The sequence below is a fragment of the Endozoicomonas sp. Z74 genome, from assembly GCF_057680865.1.
This window is the reverse complement of record NZ_JBLYZI010000092.1, coordinates 1-24,477: the sequence shown is the minus strand read 5'-3', so window position 1 is coordinate 24,477 and position 24,477 is coordinate 1. Positions and strand designations below refer to the sequence as shown.

Genomic DNA, 24,477 nt, shown 5'->3' with positions numbered 1-24,477 from the left:
ATAAGGACATTGACTGTTATTGGATCAAGCCGACCACCTGGCCTTTGAGGTGATTGTATTGTCACGGTTTTCTTCTTTACCTGCAGAGTGGCTTTACGTGCTTTTCGCCCGCCACGCTGAGGAACATCAACAGCATATCTTCCCAGGACAGGCTCTGCGGCCAGAGCATCAAAAAGTAGTCGATCATCGTCTATTAAGATCCGGTTTTGCCTTGCCCTGACAACAAACCTCCTGCCGTGAGTCAACTGGTATCGGATGTATTCATAAACATCAGCTTCGCGGTCACAGACACTGATGACCTTCGCTATTTGCGCACCCAGCCTGCGTTCAATATTTTCTGAAGACTTTTGCCATTTGAAACTCTCTTTCCCTTCATAGGGAAGCTGCTTGCGTTTGTGCTTTTTGCCACGATCGCCGTCGTTTCTAATCCAGCGCTGCTGATCAATCAAACCAATAGTTCGCTCAGTACCCACATCCAGCAACATTACTGAGTGAGCCCAAATGCCTTTGGATATACTATTTGCGGGTCCTCCAATGTCACCCAGTTCTGACCTGACAGAGTGTTTGTAGCTGAGAGTGGTACTGTCTTCTATGGCCAGCATAAGTTGAGAGTTGTTTGCAGCGAGCGCTGTCACCTGAAATCCGGCTTCGGCAATGGCTTCAGGCTCTACGGTTTCATTTTCAATGAGACGATAAGCACCCTCAACCGCAGCAAGGTTGCCACTGCAGGAAGTGGCCAGAGATGAGCCCGTATGAGCAGACAGGTCTCCTGCCACTCGCACCAGCCTTTTGGTTCGACGCGTATCTCCCATCTTGGCACATCCGAAAGTCTGTTCAGCCCATTGTTGAGGAGGCAGTGGCATCATGATCTTGGTCTGTCTCAGAAAAGGATAAACCAAGATTAGGATTTGTGACTAAGAGACAGCCCTTTGGGAGAGGGTTTGGGTGAGGGCTTCTCCTGATTAAAAGAACCCAAGCCCCACCTGGAAAAGCTGCTCCACTTCACGAACCTTCCGCTTATTGGTCAGGAACAGGATGACATGATCCCCGGACTCAATCCGGGTAGCGTCGTGGGCGATCAGCACCTCGTCGTTCCGGACGATGGCACCAATGGTAGTGCCCGGTGGCAGTTCCACTTCCTGTATGGTTTTGCCTACCACTCTGGAGCTGTGCTCATCCCCATGGGCAATGGCTTCGATGGCTTCAGCAGCGCCTCTTCGAAGTGAGTGAACGTTTACTACATCGCCGCGGCGAACGTGTTTCAGCAAGCTGCCAATGGTGGCCAGCTGGGGGGAGATAGCGATGTCGATTTCGCCACCCTGGACCAGGTCCACATAAGCGGGGTTGTTGATCAGGGCCATGACTTTCCGGGCACCGAGCCGTTTGGCCAGCATGGAGGCCATGACATTGGCTTCGTCATCGTTGGTCAGGGCACAGAAAATATCGGTCTCTTCGATGTTCTCGCTGATCAACAGTTCCTTGTCAGAGGCGTTACCGTTAAAGACCATGGTTTTGGTCAGGGTTTCCGAGAGGAACTGGCAGCGTTCCATATTCCGCTCAATGATTTTAACCTTGTAGTCCCCTTCCACTGCCTGGGCCAGACGCAGGCCAATGTTGCCCCCGCCGGCGATGATGATGCGTTTGTAGTCATCATCCAGTCGCTGAAGCTCTCCCATGACATCCCGGATGTCCCGGCGGTCGGCAATGAAGAAGACTTCGTCATCCGCCTCAATCACCGTGGTGCCCTTGGGCATGATGGCATTGCCCCGGCGGAAGATGGCCGCCACACGGGTGTCGACGCTGGGCATGTGCTCCCGGATGTAGCGCAGTTCCTGACCCACCAGTGGGCCTCCGTAGTACGCTTTCATGGCTACCAGTTGCACCCGGCCTCCGGCAAAGTCCAGCACCTGCAGGGCGCCTGGCCGCTCAAGAAGCCGCTTGATGTAGTTGGTCACTACCTGTTCCGGGCTGATCAATACATCAATGGGCAGGGCGCCGTTACCAAACAGGCTGTCTTTTTTCAGGTAAGCGGCCTGACGGATCCGGGCGATTTTTGAAGGGGTATGGAACATGGTGTAGGCGATCTGGCAGGCGACCATGTTCACTTCGTCACTGTTGGTGACGGCCACCAGCATATCCGCCTCGTCGGCACCGGCCTGTTTCAGAACACCGGGAAAGGAAGCCATGCCCTGGATGGTTCGAATGTCGATCTTGTCCTGGAGTTCCCTGAGTCGCACGGCATCGGTGTCCACCACGGTGATGTCGTTTTCTTCATTGGCCAGGTTCTCTGCCAATGTACCGCCCACCTGGCCGGCGCCTAGGATGATGATTTTCATTCGTCGTATATACCCACTGCTGCTGTTAAGCCGCTTTTGTTAGAAGGCTGTAGAAAAATCCATCTCCTGAGCCGGGAAACAGTTGTCTGCCAAAGCCTGTATCCTTTCCCCACTGGGCCTGAATGGGCTCCAGGCGGGCGTCCGGGGTTTCCTTCAGGAAACGCTCAATCTGCTGGTGGTTTTCCTGGGGCATGATCGAGCAAGTGGCGTAAAGCAGTGTGCCACCGGGTTTCAATAAAGGCCATATGGCCTGCAGAATCTGTTGCTGGAGGCTGGCCAGTGAATCAATGTCCGCTGCTTTTCGTAACAGTTTGATGTCCGGGTGGCGTCGAATCACTCCAGTGGCAGAGCAGGGGGCGTCCAGCAGGATATGGTCATAGGCTTTGCCACTGTGCCAGTGGTCCGGCTGGGTGGCATCTCCCCGGAGAATATTGGCCGATAGACCCAGTCGTTCCAGGTTTTCCCCCACTCTTTCCAGTCGAAGCCCGTCCGTATCCAGGGCGTCCAGGGTGATGCCGTCGTTCAGTTCCAGCAAATGGCAGGTTTTGCCACCGGGGGCGCAGCAGGCATCCAGAATACGATCTCCGGGACGGGCCTTGATCAGGCTGGCAGCCAACTGTGCAGACTCATCCTGAACACTGACAGCGCCCTCCCTGAACAGAGGAAGTTTATCCACATCCACTGCTTTGCCCAGGGTGATGGCCTGGGGGGCGATGTCCGATTGCTGGGCGGTAAGGCAACTGTCCAGTAACTTCTTCAGATAACGGCCTGGCTGGATTTTCTGCTGGTTCACCCTGAGGGTCATGGGCGGAGGTTGATTATTGCCCTCCAGAATCCGGGGGTAATGCTCCGGCCAGGCTTTTTTCAGGGCGTTGATCAGCCATTTCGGGTGGGCATGGGCACAGACCGGGCTCCTCTGTTCCAGTGCCTGCAACTCATCAAATTGCCGCTGGGCATTACGAAGAATGCCGTTGACCAGCCCCCTTGCCCAGGCTTTGCCCAGCCCGCGGGTTGCCTGGACGGTTTCACCAATGGCGGCGTGAGGGGGAATCCGGGTATAGAACAGCTGGTAGAGGCCGACCAGAATCAGGTTGTGAATATCCTGCTCTTTTTCCTTCAGGGGTTTTTCGGTCAGGAATTTCAGCCAGGCATCCAGACGGTAATAATAACGAAGAGTACCGTAGCAGAGTTCTGCCAGCAGGGGCTGGTCCCGCCGGGTCAGCTTTTCCTGAACTTCAGGCAGAGCACTGCTGAGGGAATCCCCCTGGGTAACCCGGGTGATGACCCGGGCGGCGATCAGTCGAACCGAAGATTGTCTGGCCATAAAATCAGTGGAACCGTTTACCTGTGCTGAACAGTTCTTTCCGGCTGTTGAGCAGATCCTGAACGGTCATTGCCCGGCTGCCGGAAAGCTGCAGTTTTGTTATGCGAAGCGTGCCCTTACTGCACGCAATATCCAGGCCGGATTTGTCTGCCTTGATAAGAGTGCCTGGTGCCAGATCGGTTCCCTGGTCGAGGGCCTTTGCTTCCCAGACACGAATGCTGATGTCCTCAAGCTGGGTGGTGGTCACAGGCCAGGGGTTGAAGGCGCGGATCTGACAATCCAGAGCCTGGGCCGGTTTGTTCCAGTCAAGCCGGGCTTCTTCCTTGCTCATTTTATGGGCATAGTTTGCCTGGCTGTCGTCCTGCTTTTCCGGGGCCAGAGTATCGGCAGCAATAGCATCCAGAGCTTTTACCAGGGCGGGCTGACCCACCTCAATCAGGCGGTCGTGAAGGTCGGTTGAGGTGTCTTCCGGGTGAATGGGGCAATAAGCCTTCAGCAGCATATCACCGGTATCCAGCCCGGCATCCATTTGCATAATGGTGACGCCTGACTCCGTATCTCCGGCTTCAATAGCCCTTTGAATGGGCGCGGCACCCCGCCACCGGGGCAGAATGGAGCCGTGGACATTGATGCAGCCATGGGCCGGAATATCCAGTACTGCCTGGGGAAGAATCAGGCCGTAAGCGACAACCACCATCAGGTCTGCGTTGAGGGCCGCCAGTTCCTGCTGGGCTTCTTCTTTTCGAAGGGAAGCGGGCTGGAAAACCGGGATGTCCTGCTCAACCGCCAGCTCTTTCACCGGTGAGGGTTTGAGCTTCTGGCCCCGGCCTGCGGGTCGGTCCGGCTGGGTATAAACGGCAATTACCTGGTGCTGGCTGCCCAGAATGGCCTGAAGGTGGGATTTGGCGAACTCTGGAGTTCCGGCAAAAACAATGCGAAGGCGTTTCATAGTCACTTTTTGGTTGAAGGCGCTCTTGATAATACAGCCTTTGAAAGAGCTGCCTGTGAAAGCACAGCCTGGGGATAACGGAAGGCCATGGATTGTCCGTTATTTGGAAGAGGAGTCCAGTCGCTTGTTTTTTTCAAGTTTCTTGCGAATGCGGTCCTGCTTCAGGCGGGACAGGGAGTCAATAAACAGCTTGCCTTCCAGATGATCCAGCTCATGCTGCACACAGACTGCAGCCAGGCCGTCCAGCTCCTTTGAGTACTCTTTGCCGTCACGATCCAGTGCCGTTAGCCTGACGCGCTCAAAACGATCCAGAAGCTCATAGAACCCGGGAACAGAAAGACAGCCTTCCTGGAACTCTGATTTCTCATCGCCAATGCCTTCGTAACTGGGGTTGATCAACACCAGGGGGTCATTGCCTTCTTCCGACAGATCCATCACCACAATGCGCTGGTGAATGTCGACCTGAGTGGCGGCAAGGCCCACTCCGTTGGCGGCGTACATGGTTTCCAGCATGTTATCCACAAGGGTGCGGATGTCATCATTGACCTCGGCGACGGGTTTGGCCACGGTGCGGAGCCGGGGGTCAGGGTATTCAAGGATGTCCAGTCGAGCCATGGGTGATCTCAGGTTGTTGATCTCAAGAGAGTGCTGTCTGCCAGAAATTAAGTTTTTACAAGGGGTCAGTATATAGGTAATTCTCGGTACCAACTAGCGGCGGGGAGGGGGCGGTGGGGGAGGTGCCTGGAACAGAGGGGGAGCGTCATCGGGGTTCAGCCGCAGGTTAAGCGCCTCCCTGACTTTTTGCTGGTAACTGGCGGGGTAGTCGCGCAAGTGCCTGACCGCCTTTTTCATGATGTCATGATCGGCACCGATGTCACGATAGCCACCGTAATGGCCGAACAGTAACTCGGCTTCCCGGGTAGCCATTTTGTCTTCAAGGGCCGTCAGGACATTTTCCCTGAAGGTAGCGGCCCTGCCTCTCAGTTTTTCCTCTGCCTTTGGCATCAGGTAATAATAATCCACCTGTTTGCCTGCAAGCTGCTCAAACAGGTCTTCGGCTAAAAAGGCCGGTGGTAGCAGCTCCTCCAGCAGGGTCATTACCTCTTTCTGGTAGGGGGCTGGAAAACGGCTGAGTTCAGCGAATGCCTTGACTTTGATATCACGATCCGGGCCCTCGGGCTCATCCCCTCCGTATTTCTGAAAGAGCGCTTTTGCCCTGAAAGGCTTCAGGCGGTGCTGTATCATCGCAAGTGCTTTTTTCGAGGGACGACCTCCCTCTTTCCGGGCAAAGTGAGCCATATCCAGGAGGGTTTTTCTGTCAATGGTTCCTGCGATCAGGTCCGACATCGCTTCCATGTCTCCCACTTCCAGGGCCCCGGAAAATTCCGAAACGGTATCCTCGTCACCCTTGCCCTGCAGCCACCGGGTAAAGGCCTGGGGATTTCCCTCGAAGAACCGGTCTGCTTCCCTGGCACAAATAATGGCCTGTTCCGGCGTGTAGCCAGCCTGCTTTAACCACTCAAGGCTCCAGTCTGGAGGTGACTTCTGACTTTTCAAGGCTGGCAGTTTATTGATCTCTTCGAAGAGGCGCTTGCTGGTAACAAATGTTTGCCTGCCAATAAAACGCTTCTTTTTTGCTTTTCTTATGGCTTTATGGACTTCCACTTCAGCGTGCTCAAGAGGGTAGCCATTTTCCAGCAACCGCTGTGTTCCCATTTTGAAAAGCTGCTTTTCTTCCTCGTTCTGGTACTCCATACCCCGGGCCAAAGCCGCAATGGCCCGGTGGTTTTCATTGGTTTTGGCCCGCCAGGTGGTGACATACAAGCGGGCTTCCTGTTGGGAGTAACCTCTTTCCATCAGGAGTTTTTCAGTCATTTGAACAAACTTGTGGTTTGCATTGTCACTCAGTGCTGGGGGGACCGGGACTTTAATCCGTTCTGATGCATCTTCTTCCCCCTCTTTTTCATCAGGGGGGAGCTGTGCGTGAGGGGCACCCTCCAGAAATGGGCTGTTTTTCCCGGAATAGGTTGTTTTTTTGAAGGGAGGGGGTGTTATTTCCGGTACTTTTTCAGCCACAGAGACGCCCGAAGATAGAGAGGATCTGGCTCTCTGTGGCTCATCTCCAAAGAAACCGGAATCACGGGATACCTGGGACTGGCGATCCCGGTTTAAACCACTGTTCATCAATGGCCTGAACAGAGAAGATCTGGGCCGACCACTTTCTGGAGTGGGGTTTGGAAGAAAAACCTCATCATCCTCATCCTGTTGTGCATAGGGGATGCTTGTTTCCGGAAGCTGGAATCCTGGTATGCCTGGATACCGTGGGTCTGAGGGGAAAGATGACCTGAAAGAGCCAAGGTTAATGGACTCAACGTCTGAAAAACCAGAGTCCCGGGAAAGCCTTGATCCCTGGGATGAGGTGACGCTCCCGAAACCGTTTTGCCATGGCGTTTTTGAGTAGGAGGAGGGTTCCTCCCCTGAGTCAGGTCTCCAGCTTGCCCTATGGCTTATGGAAACAAAAGGACGGCTTTTGCCATTGCCATAAGTCTCTGGCTGATCAGTGTTTTTCTGGAAGTACGCCTGACCTTTTCTCTCCGTTACTACGGGTTCTGGTAAAAAGGTTTCTGGCGTTTTTCGGGCCGTGCTGTTCTGGAGGGGGTAAGAGCCTGCATCATGCTTACTGATTTTAAAGTCACTGAGAGCCCGGTCAGTGGAAGGGTATGACCGACCTTCAAACAGTTTGATCCTGTTTTGGGGGCTGGGTGACCGTGTTTCCACTCCACTGCTGGTTGTTCTATCCGCAGGTAAGCTTTTGGGGGGAAACTCTGGCCAGCCTGTGCGGTTGTGGCCACCTTGTCCAGTTAACTTTGGCATTTTTGTTACTTTGTTCAGACCGGTTAATCCGTCTATCGGCCGATGGGGGTGTGGGTGTACAGGAATATTAATAGCCTGGGGAGGAATGAAGGTCTTTTCGCCACCAGGTGCTGAAGGGGGTTGTATAGCGGGGGGAGAGCTCAGGACGTGCAAAGACATCCCGGTAAGCCACTCTCATGTAGTCGGAGTACCATTTGGGGATGCCGTAATAGTTCCAGAGCAGAACTCGGTCCAGGCTGCGGGTCAGCGACTGCATCTCTTCCCTGGATTTGCTTAAAGGTATCCGGACCACCAGATCATCAACGGCCGGGTTCTGGATTCCCGCAAAGTTACGACTGCCTTCGGTATTGGCCTGGCTGGAATGAAAGTAGTTTTCAAGCTCCTGATCCGGTGCCAGAGTCTGGGGAAGAATCTGTTCAATCATGTCAAAGTCCATGGCCCTTACCTTGTAGATATACTGGCTGGTATCCACTTGAAGGTACTCCAGCTCAATACCAAGGGAGGCGAGCTTTTTCTTCCAGGGCAGGATGTAACGGGCGGTTGCATAGGAGTCATCCAGGAACTGGAACCGGAAGGCTTTTCCGGTAGCGTCTTGCAGTTTGTTATTTTTAATTGTCCACCCGGCCGCGGACAGAAGGTCTAGTGCCTCTTGCTGCTGGGCTCTCAAGTCACCGGTTCCTGCCGTGACGGGAAGTGTAAAGGGCTTTTTCTGAGTACCTGGTGGAAGAAGGTGCTTCCAGGGTGCCAAAAGACCCAATTCCGGTTTTTTCGGAAGCCCTCTGGCACTCAGGTCTGAGTTTGGGAAATAGGTAAGGGCTCTTTTATAGGCGTTGTGGAAGATGACCCGGTTACTCCACTCAAAGTCAAACAGCAGGGTGAGCGCCTGGCGCACCCGGAGGTCCTGAAAGATCTCGCGACGGGTATTGAAAAAGAAAATACTGCTGCCGTAGGCCATCTGGTGGCTGATGTTTTCTTTTTTGATTGACCCATTGCGAATGGCTGGAAAGTCATAGGCGGTTTCCCAGTTTTTGGCGACGATTTCCAGGTGAATGTCATGGCCGCCCGCTTTAAAGGACTCCAGGGCCACCTGCAGGTCTCTGTGAAAATAGAGAGTAACCCGGTCAAAGTTGTATCGTCCCCTGTTGACCGGAAGGTCCTTTCCCCAATAGTCCTTATGGCGCTGCAGAGTGATGGCATGGCCGGGCTGAACCTCCACGATGCGATAGGGGCCACTCTGCAATGGAGGTGAGAGTGTGGTCTGGTTAATGGATTTTCCCTGCCAGTAGTGAGCGGGCAGAACCGGAAGTTCTGCGGCCCTGAACAGTTGAATACGGGTACCGGGTTTTCGGAAGGTAAAACGAACCCGGTGATGATTGATTTTTTCCACAGACTCAATGGGTTCCAACTGCATTTTGTATCGGGGGTGTCCATTGCTGCGGAGTTGTTGAAAAGAAAAAACAACATCGTCTGCGGTGACCGGGTGCCCGTCATGGAACCGGGCCTGGGGCCTGAGGTTGAAAATAATCCATTGATTGTCCTCCGGGTACTCCACCGATTCTGCGATGAGACCGTAGGCGGTTTTTATTTCATCGCCGGAAGGACTGTACTGGCCGGAACCCACCATCAGGGGCTCATTAAACTCATTAAAGCCATAACGCATGTAGTGAAAGGTAGGCGCCTGGGAGGGGGTGATACCCTGGGTTGCATAGGGGTTCAGTGAATCAAATGTGCCGTGAACAAAAAGCCGGATTTCACCGCCCTTGGGAGCCTTTGGGTTCACATAGTCGAAGTGAGAAAAATCCGCGGGGTACTTCAGCTGGTCAAACCGGGACAGGCCATGGGAGTGATGAATATGCTGCTGGGACCAGGAGATGCTGGAGAGCAGAAGGAGGCACAGAGTCAGGAGGTATCTGACATTGATAATACATCCTTCGGGTGATGGTTTGGGCTGGCTCATGAATCGGTTGGGTTTCCGTTCTATTTGTTTTCGGCTTGTTGTTGTTTCGCTATGGGCATTTGGTAAATAAATATTCGACAATCTGGTCTGGATCAGCCTGATGAAATATAGCAGTTCTGTGACCTGTGCTTGAGAATTGAGCATGAAAGCCGAGAACTAAAGGAGAGCCAATTGCTCATGACCTGAGGCGATTGATACACTGTTTCACAGCAAAAGCACTTCAAGGGATCGGGACAATAATGAGACGCTTCGTTCTGGCAGGTATTCTGCTCTGTATGTCTACTCTGGGGCTGGCATACGATAGCCCTGTAAAGGCTGACTCGCCGAGCAGGTACACTGTGCAGAAAGGCGATACGCTCTGGGATATCTCCAATACCTTTCTGAACAGCCCCTGGATGTGGCCTGAAATCTGGCATGCCAATCCCCAGATCCAGAACCCGCACCTGATTTTCCCTGGGGATGTGGTCAGCCTGGTTTACATTAATGGGCGGCCCAGGTTGATGATATCGAGCCGGGGAAATTCCGGGCGAACCATCAAACTGAGCCCGAAGATAAGAACGATGCCTGGAGAGTCGGCGATTCCTGCCATTCCCCTGAGTGCGATCAGCAGTTATCTGAAAAGAAGCAGGGTCTTTGACAGTGAAGATGATCTGAGAATGAGCCCCTACATCGTCACTTCCAAGGATGACCGCCTCCTCTCTTCTGTTGGAGACAAAGTATACGCCCGGGGAAATTTCACCGGTAAAGGCATCAAATTTGATGTCTTCCGGCAGGGAGAAACCATCAAAGATCTGGACTCCGGCGAGGTGTTGGGTATCACCGGAATTGAAGTGGGGGCATTGAATGTCAGCAAGGTCAGGGATGATGTCGCCTCCCTGATCATTCAGGAGAGCCGGATAGAACTTCGCCCTGGTGACCGCCTGGTCAAGGAAGAGGGGAGTCCTCTGGTGACCACATTCTTCCCTCGCGCTCCCGATGCTCCGGTGGAAGGCAAGGTGACTGCCAATCTGACCGGGTCTGAAAAGATGTCCCGGTACGACACCGTAGTGATCAACAAAGGTCTTCGGGAAAGCCTGAAGCAGGGGGATCTACTGGCGGTCTACAAGGCCACCGTTCAGGTAAAGGACAAGTTTACCAATGAAATGATTACCCTTCCCCTCGAGCGGGTGGGCATGGTGATGGTGTATCGCCCATTTGAAAAAATGAGCTATGGTATTGTGTTGTCCGCCAAAGAGGATATTGAGATTGGTGATATCCTCAGAAGCCCGCAGCCCTGATAGAACCCGATATAAAGAGTGGTTCATGATGAGGGTGGGGCGCAGGTAAATACCTTACTCATTCAGGCTGAAATAATAACTTAATGGTTAGCGTTGATTCTGAACAGAGAGACTGGCCGTCACTGAGCCCCTGGTTATCGCTTTCCCTGTTGCCGGGGCTTGGACCTGTCCGGATCCGGCAACTGATAGAACAGGTTGGCCAACCCCATAAAATACTCTCCCTTTCCTCTGGCCAGCTTGAAGCGGTTCTACCGTCAAAGCTGGCTCAATCCATTGCAAAGCTATCGGGTGATCCGGAGATCAGGCGACAGCTTCAGTTAACCCGAAACTGGCTGGAGTCCAGCGAGGCCCACCATATCCTGACCCCCGACTCATCGTTGTATCCTGATGCCCTGAAAGAGTTGGTGGATGCTCCGGCTGTTTTATACGTCATTGGTAATGTTCGCCTGTTGTCTGAACCCCAGCTGGGCGTAGTGGGCAGCCGTCGTCCTACCCCCAATGGGCGGAGGGTGGCCTGTGAATTCAGTGAACAGCTGGCACGAAGCGGCCTGGTAATCACCAGTGGCATGGCCATAGGCATTGATGCTGCGGCTCATCAGGGAGCTCTGGGCTGTTATGGGGGGACTGTAGCCGTTCTGGGGACCGGGGTAGATCAGATATACCCGGTACGACATGGCGATCTTTACCGGCTTATTGCCGGGCAGGGGGCTCTGGTCAGTGAGTTTCCCCTGGGGACAAAACCCTTTGCCGGAAACTTCCCAAGAAGAAACCGTATTCTTTCCGGTTTGTCTCTGGGGGTGCTGGTGGTTGAGGCGGCTCTGGAGAGCGGTTCACTGATCTCTGCCCGACTGGCAGCGGAGCAGGGGAGGGAGGTATTTGCCATCCCCGGGTCGGTGATGAACCCTTTGAGCAGAGGTTGCCATAAGTTGATCCGGGAAGGGGCTGTGCTGGTGGAAAATCCGGATGACGTACTGATCGAGCTGGGGCCTCAGTTGCGCTCTGCTATGAGCATTAATCCGGCAGGCTCTTCAATGGAAAAAACGAGAAAAGAAACGGACCCATTAAGAATGAAGGTGATTGAAGCCATGGGGTTTGAGGTGGCCAGTGTTGATCAGATCAGCACGGTTTCCGGGATTCCCTGTGCGGATCTCTCGGTGGTATTGACTGAAATGGAGCTGGATGGGGTCATTGAGTCCACACCCGGCGGGTTTATCCGATTAGGGTGACCGGGTGTTCACATGCAGTCTATTTGGTATGAAGTAATAGGTGCGTTGTTTCTATAGACGCATTTCTGTCCAGAGAGTCCTTTCCGGTTGTTGTTGCCTTTGTTCCCTCCCTGCTACACTAGCGGCCTTCGCTGATCATCTTACGGAGAATGCTGATGGCAAAGCCATTTGTCGCCATTTTAATGGGGTCCGATTCGGACCTGCCCAAGGTTCAGGCTGCTGTTGATGTCCTGAAAAAACTGGATGTACCGGTTGAAGTAAAAGTGCATTCCGCACACCGGACACCGGATGCCACTCACCATTATGTCAAGGATGCCGACCAGCGCGGCGCTGCTGCGTTTATTGCCTGTGCAGGAATGGCGGCACATCTGGCGGGTGTGGTTTCTTCCCTGACCATTAAGCCTGTGATTGGGGTTCCTATTGATGCGGGTCCTCTGGACGGGCTGGATGCTCTGCTGTCTACCGTACAGATGCCTGGTGGTATTCCTGTAGCTACCGTTGCCATTGGCAAGGCCGGAGCGAAAAACGCCGGTTATCTGGCTGCCCAGATTATTGCCCTGGGTGATAAGGACCTGGCGGATCGTCTGCGGATGGATCGACAGGCAAATGCCGAGGCTGTATTGGCCAAAGATGCCGCCCTGCAACAGCAGCTCGGCAGCTAAGGCGGTTTTATGATGGATGTCAGTCGTGCCGCTGAGATAGTCAGAGAGGGTGGGGTCATTGCCTACCCGACCGAGGCCGTATGGGGGGTTGGTTGCGATCCCTGGAACAGGCAGGCCGTATATCGGGTTCTGGATATCAAGGCGCGCCCGGTGGAAAAAGGGGTTATCCTGATTGGCTGCTCACAATCGCAGTTTGAGCCCCTGCTTCATCCTCTTTCCCGGGAGGAAAGGGCGAGGCTGTCATCCTCATGGCCAGGGCCTTATACCTGGCTGATTCCTGATCCGGATGGCTGGGCGCCAGACTGGGTCAGGGGCCAGTTTGATACCGTGGCCGTTAGGGTCAGTGCTCACCCTCTGGTGAGAGAACTCTGCCAGGCTGTGGGCCACCCCATAATTTCCACGTCTGCCAACCGCGCCGGGGAGCCTCCGATGCTGACTTATGATCAGGTTGAGCAGACGTTTTCCTCGTCTCTTGATGGAATTGTTGCCGGTTCCACCGGGGAGCAGAGTACACCTTCCGAAATCCGGGACCTTCGCTCAGGCCAGCTGGTCAGGGCCGGTTGATTCCTTTTCTTCCTTTCCCGGTGATACATGACCAGCTGCGGGGCCTTATTCAGGATGTCTGAACTGTCTATCGATCATGTCAAAAGCTACCTGCTGGGTCTGCAGGACCGAATTTGCCGGGCTGTTGAGTCTGAAGGGGCGGGAGAGTCCTTTCGGGAAGAGAGCTGGGAGTATCACGGTGGCGGTGGAGGTCGAGCCAGGGTGATTGAAGGCGGTGACGTATTTGAAAAGGCCGGGGTGAACTTTTCCCATGTTCAGGGTGACAGGCTGCCTGCCAGCGCCACGGCTCACCGGCCCGAGCTGGCAGGAAGAAGCTTTCAGGCCATGGGGGTTTCCCTGGTGATTCACCCTGATAATCCATTTGTCCCTACATCACACGCCAATGTCCGTTTCCTGGTGGCAGAAAAAGAAGGGGCTGAACCAGTGTGGTGGTTTGGCGGTGGTTATGATCTGACCCCTTACTACGGGTTTGAAGAAGATTGCCGGCATTGGCACCAGATCGCGAAAAAAGCCTGCGAACCCTTTGGGGAAGAGGTCTACCCCCGTTACAAGCAGTGGTGTGATGACTACTTCTTTCTCAAGCATCGGAATGAGCCCCGTGGTGTGGGCGGCCTGTTTTATGATGACCTCAATGAATGGTCTTTTGAGCAGTGCTTTGAGTTTATGCAGTCCGTGGGAGACAGTTATATTGAGGCTTACCTGCCCATTGTCCAGCGACGGAAAGACACTCCTTATACCGAACAGAACAAGCGCTTCCAGGAATATCGCCGTGGCCGTTATGTGGAGTTTAACCTGGTCTATGATCGAGGGACGTTGTTCGGGTTGCAGTCAGGGGGCCGGACAGAGTCTATCCTGATGTCTCTGCCGCCTCATGTACGCTGGGATTACAACTGGAGTCCTGAGCCGGGCAGTGAAGAAGCACGATTATACGAAGAATTTCTCAGACCCAGAGACTGGGCCAGCGAGGCTTAAAAAATGGCAGGACCGGTAGACCAGTACGCAGTGATGGGAAACCCCGTTGCTCACAGTAAATCCCCACGAATTCACACGCTGTTTGCAGAGCAGACCGGGCAGAAGCTCAGATACAGCCCCATTCTGGTGGAAAGGGGACAGTTTACCGGAGCCGTTACTGACTTTTTTGACAACGGTGATCGGGGGCTGAGTATCACCGTTCCTTTCAAGGAAGAAGCCTGGCAGCTGGCTGAGATAAAAACGCCCAGGGCACAAAAGGCCGGGGCGGTGAATACGCTCTGGCAGGATGAGCAGGGGCGCCTCCATGGAGACAATACTGATGGGCTTGGCCTGGTTGCAGACCTGTTAAGAAACAATCAGGTTGAGATTAAGGGGGCACGGGTATTGGTACTGGGTGCAGGTGGTGCGGTCAGAGGCGTTCTGGAACCCTTGCTGGCGGAAGATCCTGGAGAGATCATTATTGCCAACCGTACCGTCAGTAAGGCTGAGGTGCTGGCAGAACTTTTTGTGGAAAGCGTGGAAAGTGCTGTTTCAGCCTGTGGATTTGAGGACCTTAAAGGCCGTTTTGATCTGGTGATCAATGGCACTGCCGCAAGTCTTCAGGGTGAGATGCCGCCTCTCCCTCCGTCCATTATTGATGAAGACACCTGCTGCTATGACATGATGTATGGCCCTGATGAAACGGTGTTTAATCGCTGGTGCCGTGAGCAGGGGGCCGGGAAAAATCTGGATGGCCTGGGCATGCTGGTGGAGCAGGCCGCGGAGCAGTTTGCCCTGTGGAGAGGTATCCGGCCGGATACCTCCGTGATTCTTGACCTGCTGCGCCGCGAGATTGCCTGACTGTCTCTATAATCATTCCTGCAGCAATGGCGACGGAATAGAGGGAAAGTGATGGACAAAGCTCAACCCGCCACCCTGATTACTGAAGACCTCCTGCCGGGAGACCTGTTGTTTCAGTTGCGCTCTGGAGGAGAAGCTGAATGGGTGATCAGCCGGTTATTTGCCGGGCGTGATGGCATTGCTCTCAACCATGTAGCGATCTACGACGGAGATGGTCAGGTGATTGAGGCCATTATGCCGGATGTCTGCAAAACGACACTGGATGCCTTTATTGACGCTTCTGTCCGGGACGGTCGAGGGCGTCCCTGCGTGCTGGTGTGCCGGGTTATCCCTGAATACAGTCACCTGATAACCCCTGTGCTTGAGTTTGCGGAGCAGTTGGTAGCCAGTCCTTACGACCCTCATTATGGCGCTCACAACAAGCAGGGGGATGACGAGAGCCCCTCTGGCAAGCAATCCTGGTACTGCAGTGAACTGGTGGTTGATGCGTTTCGCGAAGCCAATGGGGGGCAGTTTCTGTTTGAAGAGACTCCCATGAGCTTCCGGGATATGGACACCGGGGAACTGATGCCTTTCTGGGTTGATCATTACCAGGCCATTGGCGGGTCAATCCCGGAAGGAAAGCCCGGTTCTCACCCGGCGCTGCTTTCCTGTTCTGACAAACTCACCCCTGTGAACACCATGGGGGCATTGCCTGCCAGAGATGTGCGCGACTGGCAAAGCCTGGAGCCAGGGGTTGCCCTGGCCTGACTCTCTTTTCTTTATCTACAGACCAAGCTTTTTCTCAATCAGCCCTGATGTCATCAGCCCGGTCAGCGCCTGACGGTTTTCCTGCCAGATGGCATCCATATCCGGTTGCTGTTCCAACGTAGGACACTCAAAGGTCAGCACCGGAGTCTTCAGTATTTCGCTGGCATAGCTGCCCAGGGAACCGGGCGTGGGGTGCCCCTCGATTTCATCTTTCACCACCGGGTAGCCGTTTTTCCGGTGCAGGAACGCCAGGATATCATTGCAGTCCCCATTGCTGTTGAGCATTGGCTTCCAGGAGTGGAAGGTGAGAACAAACCCTGGAGGGTATTGTTGAAAAAGCGACAGAAGATATCGGTTTTCCGGTTCGCTGCCGGGAGCCGGTCCGGGGGAATATTGGTCGCTCCTGCTTTGCTCTGTCCAGTTGGACGCGGGGAGGTTTCGGTTCAGATCGACCCCGTTGGCATTGACCCGGGTACCGGCGGCAAGTCCATCAGGGTTTAGCACCGGGATAATGACCATTGGTATTTCTGAGGGCGATACTTTCAGCCAGCTGATTAGCTGATCAAGAACATAAACCCCTTCCGGTTCATCACCGTGAGTGCCGGCAATCAGGTAACAGAATCGTTTTGGTTGCACTCTGTCGGTTATTTGAGCCTGTATGGAGTGGCCGCTGACGGTGGTGCCCGGGGGCAGACGGTTGAAAGTCACTTGTGAGTGGTTTCCCTGCATCATGGCTTTTTTTCTGGCTGTTTTACTTCAGCTTAATAAGAAATGCTCAGGAGTGCTGATATTCTCAGTTTCCACCATTGCGGTTTGCTGTCATCGATTTTGCGCGCCGTTTGAAATAGACTGAGGCGTTATTTAACGGGAAAAACATTTTGCTTCCTCATTTTGCATGGGTGACTTTCATGGGAGAGGGGCGCAAAATTTTTTTCTTTCGCTATGGGCCTTTGCCCTATCCCTGACGTCATCCTGTGGTACTTACTTTCGAGTTTGCCCTGGGTGGCAGACTGGCAAGCTGAACGAACCAATGAACGCTTCTGACCCTATTCTCTCCAAAACGGTTTCACCGGATAACCCGCTGCGCAGGCAGATCTGCCGGGGTGCACAAGCGCTTTCCCTGCCGGTGTCTGACCAGCAGGCAGACCTGCTCACCCGGTACGTTGAGCTGCTGGCAAAATGGAACAAGGCATACAATCTGACGGCCATTCGCGATCCTGAAGAGATGGTTTCCCGCCATATTGTGGACAGCCTGAGTATTGTGCCGCATATTACTGGGGAGAATCTTCTGGATGTCGGCTCAGGTCCGGGTCTGCCAGGTGTTGTTCTGGCTATTATGTTTCCTGGCCGCCGGTTCACCACGCTGGACAGCAATGGCAAGAAAACCCGGTTTATGCTCCAGGCCAAAATGGACTTGAAGCTGGATAACCTTCAGGTGGCCAATGCCCGGGTTGAGAGTTATAAGGCTCCCTCCCGCTTTGATGCCATCACTTCCAGGGCATTCAGCTCTCTGGTAAACATGGTGGAAGGCACCCGGCACCTATTATCGGACTCAGGTGTTTATCTGGCCATGAAAGGCCTATATCCTGAAGAAGAACTCAGGGAATTGACGGCACGCTTTGATATTGAGCTGGTGGGCTGTGAACCGCTGAAGGTTCCGGGAACAGAGGGCGACCGTCATCTGGTCATTTTGCGCAACAGGCATTAAATGGTAATCAACGGCTGTGGCTAAAATTCTAGCGGTAACCAATCAGAAGGGCGGGGTCGGTAAAACCACTTCCTGTGTTAATCTTTCGGCTTCTCTGGCGGCGAGTAAGCAGCGGGTGCTGTTGATTGACGTTGACCCCCAGGGGAATGCCACCATGGGCAGTGGCATTGATAAACATTCCCAGCAGTGGTCGGTTTATCATGTGCTGACCGGGCGTTGTGATATAACCCAGGCAATACAGCCCTCCCAGGATGGCGGTTACGATGTACTGGGAGCCAATGCGGACCTGACCGCTGCCGAAGTGGAACTGATGAGCTTGGAGCGGAAAGAGTTCCGGTTGAAGGATGCTCTGGCCAAGGTGAAAGACCGTTATGATTTTATCATGATTGATTGCCCGCCCTCCCTGAACATGCTGACCATCAACGCCATGGTGGCGGCGCGGGGTGTGATCATTCCCATGCAGTGCGAGTATTATGCCCTGGAAGGCCTGACCGCATTGATGGACACCATTTCAGGCCTGCGGGAAACCATTAACCCGGACCTGCACATTGAAGGTCTGCTGCGTACCATGTATGACCCGAGAATGACGCTGACCACTGAGGTTTCCCGACAGTTGATCAGCCATTTTGGTGATCAGGTATACCGAACTGTGATCCCACGGAATATCCGGCTGGCGGAAGCCCCGAGTCATGGCAAGCCCGTTCTGGCCTATGACCGTAATTCCCGTGGGGCGGTAGCTTATCTGGCGCTGGCTGGAGAACTGGTAAAAAAACACGACATCAAAGGGGTTCGCAGCCGCTCTGAACGAAAAACAGGGACTCATTAACAGATGGCGAAACAACGTCTCGGCACCAATCTCAATGCACTGCTGGGCAGTGCCAAACTTCCGTCTTCCATTTCCAACGACCTGGCTGAACCTTCCGTGGAGCAGGCCGGGTCCCTGGACCGGGAACTGAAAGATCTGCCCGTGGAGTTTCTGGTGCGAGGCAAATATCAGCCCCGCCGTGATATGCACCCGGACGCTCTGGAAGAGCTGGCGGAAAGCATCAAGGAACAGGGCATCATGCAGCCCATCGTGGTGCGCCCGGTGGGAGACAACCGGTATGAGATCATTGCCGGTGAGCGCCGCTGGCGTGCCGCTCAGCTGGCAGGGTTGGCGGAAGTGCCTGCCCTGATTCGCGAAGTAGGCGACGAAGCGGCCATTGCCATGGCGCTGATTGAGAATATTCAACGGGAAGATTTAAACCCCATTGAAGAAGCCATTGCCCTGTCCCGTCTCCAGAAAGAATTTGAGCTGACCCAGCAGGAAGTGGCCCAGGCGGTGGGTAAATCCAGGGCTGCGGTTGCCAATATTCTCCGGCTCATGTCGCTTAATGCAGAAGTGAAGAAAATGCTGGAATACGGTGACCTGGAGATGGGTCATGCCCGTGCATTGTTGTCTCTGGGGGATATGGAACAGCTGGAGGTTGCCAGAACCGTGGTGTCCAAGGGGCTTTCTGTTCGTCAGACCGAGTCTCTGGTGCGGCGTATTCAGCAGGAAAAAGAAAAAGGGGCCAAGGCGGCCAAACGCATTGATCCCAATATCAAGCAGCTGGAAGACGAGTTGTCAGAAAAGGTGGGGGCTCGAGTGGCCATCCAGTGCAATGCCAAAGGTAAAGGCAAACTGGTGATCTCTTATAACAGCCTGGATGAGTTGGATGGCGTTCTGGCACACATCAATTAGACGGCTCTGCTTTCGTTGTCACGGAGTCTGCCTTTGACAACGAAAGCATTCTGATAACCCTGAGAGTGATGCTGGGTTAAAACTGCCTGTTGATGCCAATCCTGAAACTGGACAACTCTACCCTGGTTTTATTGATCATTGATTGCCCCGGGTAGCCATCGAGAGTACTGGTGTTATCCAATTGACTGAATTTATAAAATAGATAATCCATTTTTACTGACCATTCCTGATTAATGGGGTACTCAACCCCTGCACCTGCCGTCCAGCCGAGCTTTATTTTTGATGTGCTGGTATTGGCGGATGCTGGGCCAAACGTGTCTGAAAAAGAAAACGAATAATTCAGTTTCGATAAAGCCGCTCCTGCAGTCACATAAAACAGGGCCTCTTTATACACATAGCCCGCTATGGGGCGCAGTGACGCATACCAGGCTGTTTTTATCTGGCTCAGGGTATTGAAGGTGTGGGATGGTTGGGTGATGTAAGTGGTATTACCGCTGTCGAGGGTTTGTGATTTATTAGAGTACACAAAGTCCGCTTCAATACCGTAAACCAGTTGTTCTTTCTGGCGGTTCCATCCCATATTGAGGCCCAGTTCAAGAGCATCAGAGGAAGAGGATCCGGAACCGGCATCAGGCACTTGCTGATAGTCTTGAGCAGTGAAGTAATTGCCCGCCGGTGTCTCTGTGGTGACTCTCATTTTATGACGGGTGCTGTTTATATTGGCTCCAATATAAAAACGATCCCAAGTATTTTCTGCTTTTATTAATTTTTCTTCTGACAAAGCAATTGCGGGCAAAAAACAAAGAAACATCAGCGCCTTACAGAGCAAAGACTGAATCCGTTCCATGATTTGATTCCTGATTTTATATTTTTGAGTAAAAAGACTATAAACGAATACGGGTATAAAAAAAACACACGGGGTGGCGTAAAAGCGCTTGAAAGAAAGGAAAGCCACCTGCCGTTATTTGACAGGCGGCTGAATGCTAAACAAGAATGGTTGCCAGACGTTGAAGTTTGGTTTCCAGGGTACTTCTCGGACAGCCAAGGTTCAGGCGGACAAACCCCTTTCCTTCTCCACCAAAGGCATTACCCATACTGGGGATGACCCCGCACTGGTGGATTCGGGTTTCCAGCTCATTGTCTTCAAGATTAAGGCTCCGGCAATCCAGCCAGGCCAGATAGGTGGCTTCCGGTTTTCTAAAATGCACTTTGGGCAAGTGGTCTCGAATAAACTGGTTCAGCCGGTTCATATTGCCATCGAGATATTCCACCATCTGGTCAACCCATTGACCGCCATTCTGGTAGGCGGACTGATTGGCCAGCAGGCTCAGAGAACTGTAGACATCAATGCCATAGGCCTGAAGCTTTCTCTTCAGTCCGGTGGCACTGGCCTCATTGGGGATCAGCGTATTGGTCAGCCGCAGTGACGGCAGGCCAAAGGTTTTGGTGCCAGCAATGCAGACCGCCATCTTTTCCCGATATTGTTCTGCTACCCGCAGGCAGCTGAAATAGCGGTGAGCATCAAACGTGATATCGGCCCATATTTCATCGGAAATCAGGTAAACCCCGTAGCGATGACAGAGTTCGCAGACCTGTTTTACTTCCGTGGCGGACCAGACCCGACCTACCGGGTTATGGGGATTACAGAAAATCATCACTTTAACGCCATTGCGAAACTGATCTTCAAGGTCAGCAAAGTCAATGGTGTAATGACCATTGTCGTTGATCAGGGCGGATGTTTTCAGAGACCTTCCGGTATTTTCGATGGTGCGGAAAAAAGCGTGATACACCGGAGACATAACCATTACCGCATCCCCGGGCTGGCTCCAGGACTCAACCAGCATGGCAATGGCCGGTAGGCTGCCGGGTGTCGTGTGAAACCAGCTTCTTTCAAGTTGAACCTGGTGTCGGCTGGAAAACCACTCAGTGACAGAAGAGAAAAAGTCTTCTCCCCGCTCGGAGTAACCGAAGACGCCGTGTTCAATTCGTTCCCGCAATGGCTGACGGATAAATTCAGGGGCCTGGAAATCCCAGTCAGACACCCAGCTGGGAATGGCCGTTCCGGGAGGGACACCCAGCCACTTTTCCATGCAGTCCCATTTAAGGCAGTCCGTACCGTATCGGTTAACGGTTTTATCAAATGGGCTATCAACAGCGTCGTTTAAATCCAGGGACATTTACTTTCTCAATAAACAAGACAAGGGCCTGCTGAATGGGTATTCAGCAGGCTCCTGGTGGGTGTATCCGATTGCAGGCTTATTCAAACTCAGGCCTGGGCGGGCATGGCATTTGAGGTGCGGTGATCCTGGGCCTTGAGGCGGGCAATACCAATACCTGTGCTGGCCCAGATCATGGCAAAGAAAACACCGGCATAGTTCTGGATCGCCCAGGGCATGTAATCCAGAGTGGCAACCCCCAGAGTCGCTGCCATAAATACGCCCGCATTGGTCCATGGCACCAGGGGTTCGATGACCGTTCCAGCATCTTCCAGGGTGCGGGACAGGTTTTTGGCATCAAGCCCGAGTCTTTTATAGGTATCCCGGAACAGCTCTGAAGGGATCAGCAGGGCCAGCTTGCCATCGGAAGTGGTGCATACAACCGCCAGCGTTGTGGCGATGGTAGCACTGATCAGACTGGCGGTGCCCTTAATGCCTTTTGCCATAAAGTCCACGAGTACTTTCAGGCTACCGGTCAGAGAGAGCGTTCCGGCAAACGAAAAAGCACAGAATACCAGCAGGACAACGCTCATCATGGAGCTCATTCCACCCCGGTTAACCAGAGTGGCCACATCATCAATAACTCCAATATTGGCAAGGCCTGCATCGGCAAACATTGTGCTCCGGAATCCCCCCAGCATGGCGTTAAGGGCTGTTGTCAGGTTGAAACCCTGGATGGCTACGGCATTAATAATGGCCACGGCAATGGCCGCCAGCATCAGGGGGATGGTGGGGAGTTTGCGAATGGCACCCCAGAGAATCAGAGCCGGGGGCAACAGAAGCAGGGGATTGAGGGAGAACAACTGGTCGATGTTGGCCAGAATCAGGGTGACTTTTTCGGGGGTGCCTGTTGCGACATCGCCGGAGCCTGCAAACAGGAAAACACAGGCGGCCAGTATAAATGCAGGAATTGTCGTCCAGAGCATGTGCTGAATATGGGAGTAAAGATCGGTACCGGCGACAACGGGCGCAAAATTCGTGCTGTCTGACAGGGGGGAAATTTTGTCACCAAAGTAAGCGCCGGATACAACAGCACCGGCCACGGCTGCCAGATTAGCATCCATGCCTGCTGCAACACCCATTAAGGCAACACCAACGGTTCCAGCAGAGCCCCATGAGGTGCCTGTGCACAGTGATACCAGGGAAGTTACCAGAAAGGCCGTGAGCAGTAGGTACTCCGGACTGATAATTTTCAGGCCGTAATACACCAGCATCGGTATGGTGCCGCCGGCCATCCAGCTGCCAATCAGACCGCCTACCAGTACCAGAATAAAGACGGCGGGCAGTGCTTTGGTGAGTTTTTCAATGATAGCGCCTTGAATATCCTCCCAGTGATACCCCTGTTTAAGGGCGACCAGGGCTGCTACAACCGCAGAGGCAAGCAGCAGGCTCTCAATTGGCAAGCCATAGATGCCATAACCGGCGATAAGAAAAATCAGCATGGCCAGAACAGGTATCATCGCCAGTCCGGCTGAAGTGCTGCGAGTGTTATGATTCTGACTCATGTAATTTACATCCGCATGTGAACGATTTATAGCAACGTTATGCATGATAATCTGGGGGGTTTTGAAAAATAGTGATGTAAATCAATAAACTTATTTGCAAAAAATAATGTAATTTACATCCCGCATTCAACAGGAAGTGACAGCTTCAAACGAAAGGTCTCTGGGAAAATGCCTACCATCAAAGATGTTGCCGGTGCTGCCGGTGTTTCAATCGCCACGGTTTCGAGGGTGATTAACCGTTCAGGGAGTGTTTTGCCTGAAACCATAGAGCAGGTTCAGCAGGCTATGGTTGAACTTGGTTACCAGGTGAAAGGCAACCGACGTTTAATGATTAATCAGGGGGAAGATACTCTTGGTCTGATTATCAGTAATTTTAATTCTCCCTTTTTTGGTCAGCTGGCCCAGGGGGTGGAAAAAGTCGCTCGACGCTATGGGCGGAAAGTGGTGATTTCCAGTGGTCATTATGAGGCAGAGTGTGAAGAAGAGTCGCTTAAGTTTTTGCTTGGCAAAGGCTGCAGGAATATTGTTTTTCACAGCAAGGCCATGAGTGATGAGCGCTTGAGAAGCTATGCCCTGTCTGAGCCGGGGCTGATCCTGGTTAATCGTCGGGTAACCGGGGTCGAACCGCAGTGCGTCTGGCTTGACAATAATGAGGGAGGGTACAGGGCGACTCGTCATCTTCTGGATCATGGGCATCACAGAGTGGCCTTTATTGGTTGTGAGCTGGATATTGAGGATAAAACTGAACGCCTGGCGGGTTATCGAAGGGCTTTGGCCGAAGAGGGGATAGAGCCCAACCCTGACTGGATTGAAGAGGTGCCTTTTGGTGAGCATGGTGGTGCAATGGCGGCCACGAACTTGCTTAATAAAGGGGTGCCCGTGACTGCGGTAGTGGCTTACAACGACTTTTTTGCCGCAGCCGCGATTCAGGTGTTTTCTGAGCATGGTGTTTCTGTTCCCGAGCGGCTATCGGTTGTAGGGTTTGACGATGTTCTGCCTCAGTGCTATTTCACCCCAAAGCTCACTACGGTTAGAAACCCCATAGAAAGCATGGCTATGAATGCAGCCCGCCTTTCTATAGAGGGTCATGACTGTTGTGTGTCCAGGGAGTTCATTCCTCTATTGGTAAAAAGGGAGTCGGTGTCCTGTTGCTGACACTTCTATATAAAGGCGTAAGTTAGGTGGTTGTACGTAAAACACTTGTCGCTTATTGATTAATGTCAATTTTCCTCTAGAATACGCCCCACTTCCAAGACATCAGTCAGGACAGCGGGACCCATCGTTCATTGCTGACCGGCTTCGTTGATGGAGGGTGCGGTTGGTTAAACGGTTATCAAAAAATGACCGGTTGACAACGAGCTGCAGCGCGGTAAGATGCGCATCCGCTGACAGGGGTTGAGGCCAACGTCAGTGAGTTGGAAAGCCTTCTGCTTCTTCGGAAAACAAGTGCTTGACAACGAAAGCCGCCACGGTAAGATAGGCGGCCTTGCTGATCGGCGCCATTGCCGGTTAGAGATTAAGTCCCAACGACTTAATCAAGTTCTTTAACAAGATATCAGACAATTCGTGTGGGCGCTTGTGCGATTGCATCGGT

The 24,477-nt window shown here is 53.2% G+C and carries 22 protein-coding genes; 11 read left to right on the top strand and 11 right to left on the bottom strand.

Annotation, left to right across the window (positions count from 1 at the left end; all coding sequences use genetic code 11):
- The 7 genes from ACNRUY_RS20670 to ACNRUY_RS20640 all read right to left on the bottom strand — a co-directional run.
- Positions 1-812: IS4 family transposase (locus ACNRUY_RS20670; protein WP_488113559.1), on the bottom strand; the 812-nt coding region annotated here is incomplete at its 3' end.
- 150 nt (positions 813-962) lie between these two features.
- Positions 963-2,336, bottom strand: a complete 1,374-nt coding sequence (trkA, locus tag ACNRUY_RS20665; protein WP_488113558.1) for a Trk system potassium transporter TrkA — start codon at positions 2,334-2,336, stop codon at positions 963-965.
- Between the two features lie 25 nt (positions 2,337-2,361).
- Complete coding sequence (rsmB, locus tag ACNRUY_RS20660; protein WP_488113557.1) at positions 2,362-3,660, bottom strand: 16S rRNA (cytosine(967)-C(5))-methyltransferase RsmB; 1,299 nt, start codon at positions 3,658-3,660, stop codon at positions 2,362-2,364.
- A gap of 4 nt (positions 3,661-3,664) precedes the next feature.
- Positions 3,665-4,609, bottom strand: coding sequence for a methionyl-tRNA formyltransferase (gene fmt, locus ACNRUY_RS20655; protein ID WP_488113556.1), 945 nt, complete (start codon positions 4,607-4,609; stop codon positions 3,665-3,667).
- A 99-nt stretch (positions 4,610-4,708) separates the two neighbouring features.
- Complete coding sequence (gene def, locus ACNRUY_RS20650; RefSeq protein ID WP_488113555.1) at positions 4,709-5,224, bottom strand: peptide deformylase; 516 nt, start codon at positions 5,222-5,224, stop codon at positions 4,709-4,711.
- A gap of 93 nt (positions 5,225-5,317) precedes the next feature.
- Entirely contained in the window at positions 5,318-7,483 is a 2,166-nt protein-coding gene (locus ACNRUY_RS20645) for a hypothetical protein (RefSeq protein WP_488113554.1), read from the bottom strand.
- Between the two features lie 67 nt (positions 7,484-7,550).
- Positions 7,551-9,440: an extracellular solute-binding protein gene (locus ACNRUY_RS20640; protein WP_488113553.1), complete on the bottom strand. Its 1,890-nt coding sequence runs from the start codon at positions 9,438-9,440 to the stop codon at positions 7,551-7,553.
- 239 nt (positions 9,441-9,679) lie between these two features.
- Here ACNRUY_RS20640 and ACNRUY_RS20635 point away from each other — a divergent pair, with 239 nt between their 5' ends.
- From ACNRUY_RS20635 to ACNRUY_RS20605, 7 genes are all read left to right on the top strand, one after another.
- The gene (locus ACNRUY_RS20635; protein ID WP_488113552.1) at positions 9,680-10,717 is read left to right on the top strand and encodes a LysM peptidoglycan-binding domain-containing protein; all 1,038 of its coding nucleotides are present in this window, start codon (positions 9,680-9,682) and stop codon (positions 10,715-10,717) included.
- 83 nt (positions 10,718-10,800) lie between these two features.
- Positions 10,801-11,943 carry a DNA-processing protein DprA gene (gene dprA / locus ACNRUY_RS20630; RefSeq protein ID WP_488113551.1) on the top strand — a complete coding sequence of 381 codons (1,143 nt, stop codon included), beginning with the start codon at positions 10,801-10,803 and terminating at the stop codon, positions 11,941-11,943.
- A gap of 155 nt (positions 11,944-12,098) precedes the next feature.
- Positions 12,099-12,605 carry a 5-(carboxyamino)imidazole ribonucleotide mutase gene (purE, locus tag ACNRUY_RS20625; RefSeq protein WP_488113550.1) on the top strand — a complete coding sequence of 169 codons (507 nt, stop codon included), beginning with the start codon at positions 12,099-12,101 and terminating at the stop codon, positions 12,603-12,605.
- A 9-nt stretch (positions 12,606-12,614) separates the two neighbouring features.
- Positions 12,615-13,169, top strand: coding sequence for an L-threonylcarbamoyladenylate synthase type 1 TsaC (gene tsaC, locus ACNRUY_RS20620; RefSeq protein WP_488113549.1), 555 nt, complete (start codon positions 12,615-12,617; stop codon positions 13,167-13,169).
- A gap of 54 nt (positions 13,170-13,223) precedes the next feature.
- Positions 13,224-14,141, top strand: a complete 918-nt coding sequence (hemF, locus tag ACNRUY_RS20615; protein ID WP_488113548.1) for an oxygen-dependent coproporphyrinogen oxidase — start codon at positions 13,224-13,226, stop codon at positions 14,139-14,141.
- 3 nt (positions 14,142-14,144) lie between these two features.
- Complete coding sequence (gene aroE / locus ACNRUY_RS20610; protein ID WP_488113547.1) at positions 14,145-14,981, top strand: shikimate dehydrogenase; 837 nt, start codon at positions 14,145-14,147, stop codon at positions 14,979-14,981.
- Between the two features lie 51 nt (positions 14,982-15,032).
- Positions 15,033-15,731 (top strand): YiiX/YebB-like N1pC/P60 family cysteine hydrolase, encoded by a 699-nt coding sequence (locus ACNRUY_RS20605; RefSeq protein ID WP_488113546.1) that lies wholly within the window; start codon positions 15,033-15,035, stop codon positions 15,729-15,731.
- 15 nt (positions 15,732-15,746) lie between these two features.
- Here ACNRUY_RS20605 and ACNRUY_RS20600 read toward each other — a convergent pair whose 3' ends face one another.
- On the bottom strand, positions 15,747-16,463 hold the full coding sequence (locus ACNRUY_RS20600) for a DUF2817 domain-containing protein (protein ID WP_488113545.1): 717 nt from the start codon (positions 16,461-16,463) through the stop codon (positions 15,747-15,749).
- Positions 16,464-16,761: 298 nt separating this feature from the next.
- Here ACNRUY_RS20600 and rsmG point away from each other — a divergent pair, with 298 nt between their 5' ends.
- From rsmG to ACNRUY_RS20585, 3 genes are read left to right on the top strand one after another with little or no spacing between them, the layout of a single operon-like run.
- Positions 16,762-17,439, top strand: a complete 678-nt coding sequence (gene rsmG / locus ACNRUY_RS20595) for a 16S rRNA (guanine(527)-N(7))-methyltransferase RsmG (protein ID WP_488113544.1) — start codon at positions 16,762-16,764, stop codon at positions 17,437-17,439.
- 16 nt (positions 17,440-17,455) lie between these two features.
- Positions 17,456-18,265, top strand: coding sequence for a ParA family protein (locus ACNRUY_RS20590; RefSeq protein ID WP_488113543.1), 810 nt, complete (start codon positions 17,456-17,458; stop codon positions 18,263-18,265).
- A 3-nt stretch (positions 18,266-18,268) separates the two neighbouring features.
- Positions 18,269-19,162 (top strand): ParB/RepB/Spo0J family partition protein, encoded by an 894-nt coding sequence (locus tag ACNRUY_RS20585; protein WP_488113542.1) that lies wholly within the window; start codon positions 18,269-18,271, stop codon positions 19,160-19,162.
- Positions 19,163-19,238: 76 nt separating this feature from the next.
- On the opposite strand, the gene ACNRUY_RS20580 is transcribed toward ACNRUY_RS20585, so the two are convergent.
- From ACNRUY_RS20580 to nhaC, 3 genes are all read right to left on the bottom strand, one after another.
- The gene (locus ACNRUY_RS20580) at positions 19,239-20,009 is read right to left on the bottom strand and encodes an outer membrane protein (protein ID WP_488113541.1); all 771 of its coding nucleotides are present in this window, start codon (positions 20,007-20,009) and stop codon (positions 19,239-19,241) included.
- A 136-nt stretch (positions 20,010-20,145) separates the two neighbouring features.
- Complete coding sequence (locus ACNRUY_RS20575) at positions 20,146-21,339, bottom strand: MalY/PatB family protein (RefSeq protein WP_488113540.1); 1,194 nt, start codon at positions 21,337-21,339, stop codon at positions 20,146-20,148.
- Positions 21,340-21,428: 89 nt separating this feature from the next.
- Positions 21,429-22,883 (bottom strand): Na+/H+ antiporter NhaC, encoded by a 1,455-nt coding sequence (gene nhaC / locus ACNRUY_RS20570; RefSeq protein ID WP_488113539.1) that lies wholly within the window; start codon positions 22,881-22,883, stop codon positions 21,429-21,431.
- Between the two features lie 168 nt (positions 22,884-23,051).
- Between nhaC and ACNRUY_RS20565 the strand changes: the two genes are divergently transcribed.
- Positions 23,052-24,038, top strand: coding sequence for a LacI family DNA-binding transcriptional regulator (locus tag ACNRUY_RS20565; RefSeq protein ID WP_488113538.1), 987 nt, complete (start codon positions 23,052-23,054; stop codon positions 24,036-24,038).
- Positions 24,039-24,477 lie beyond the last annotated feature (439 nt).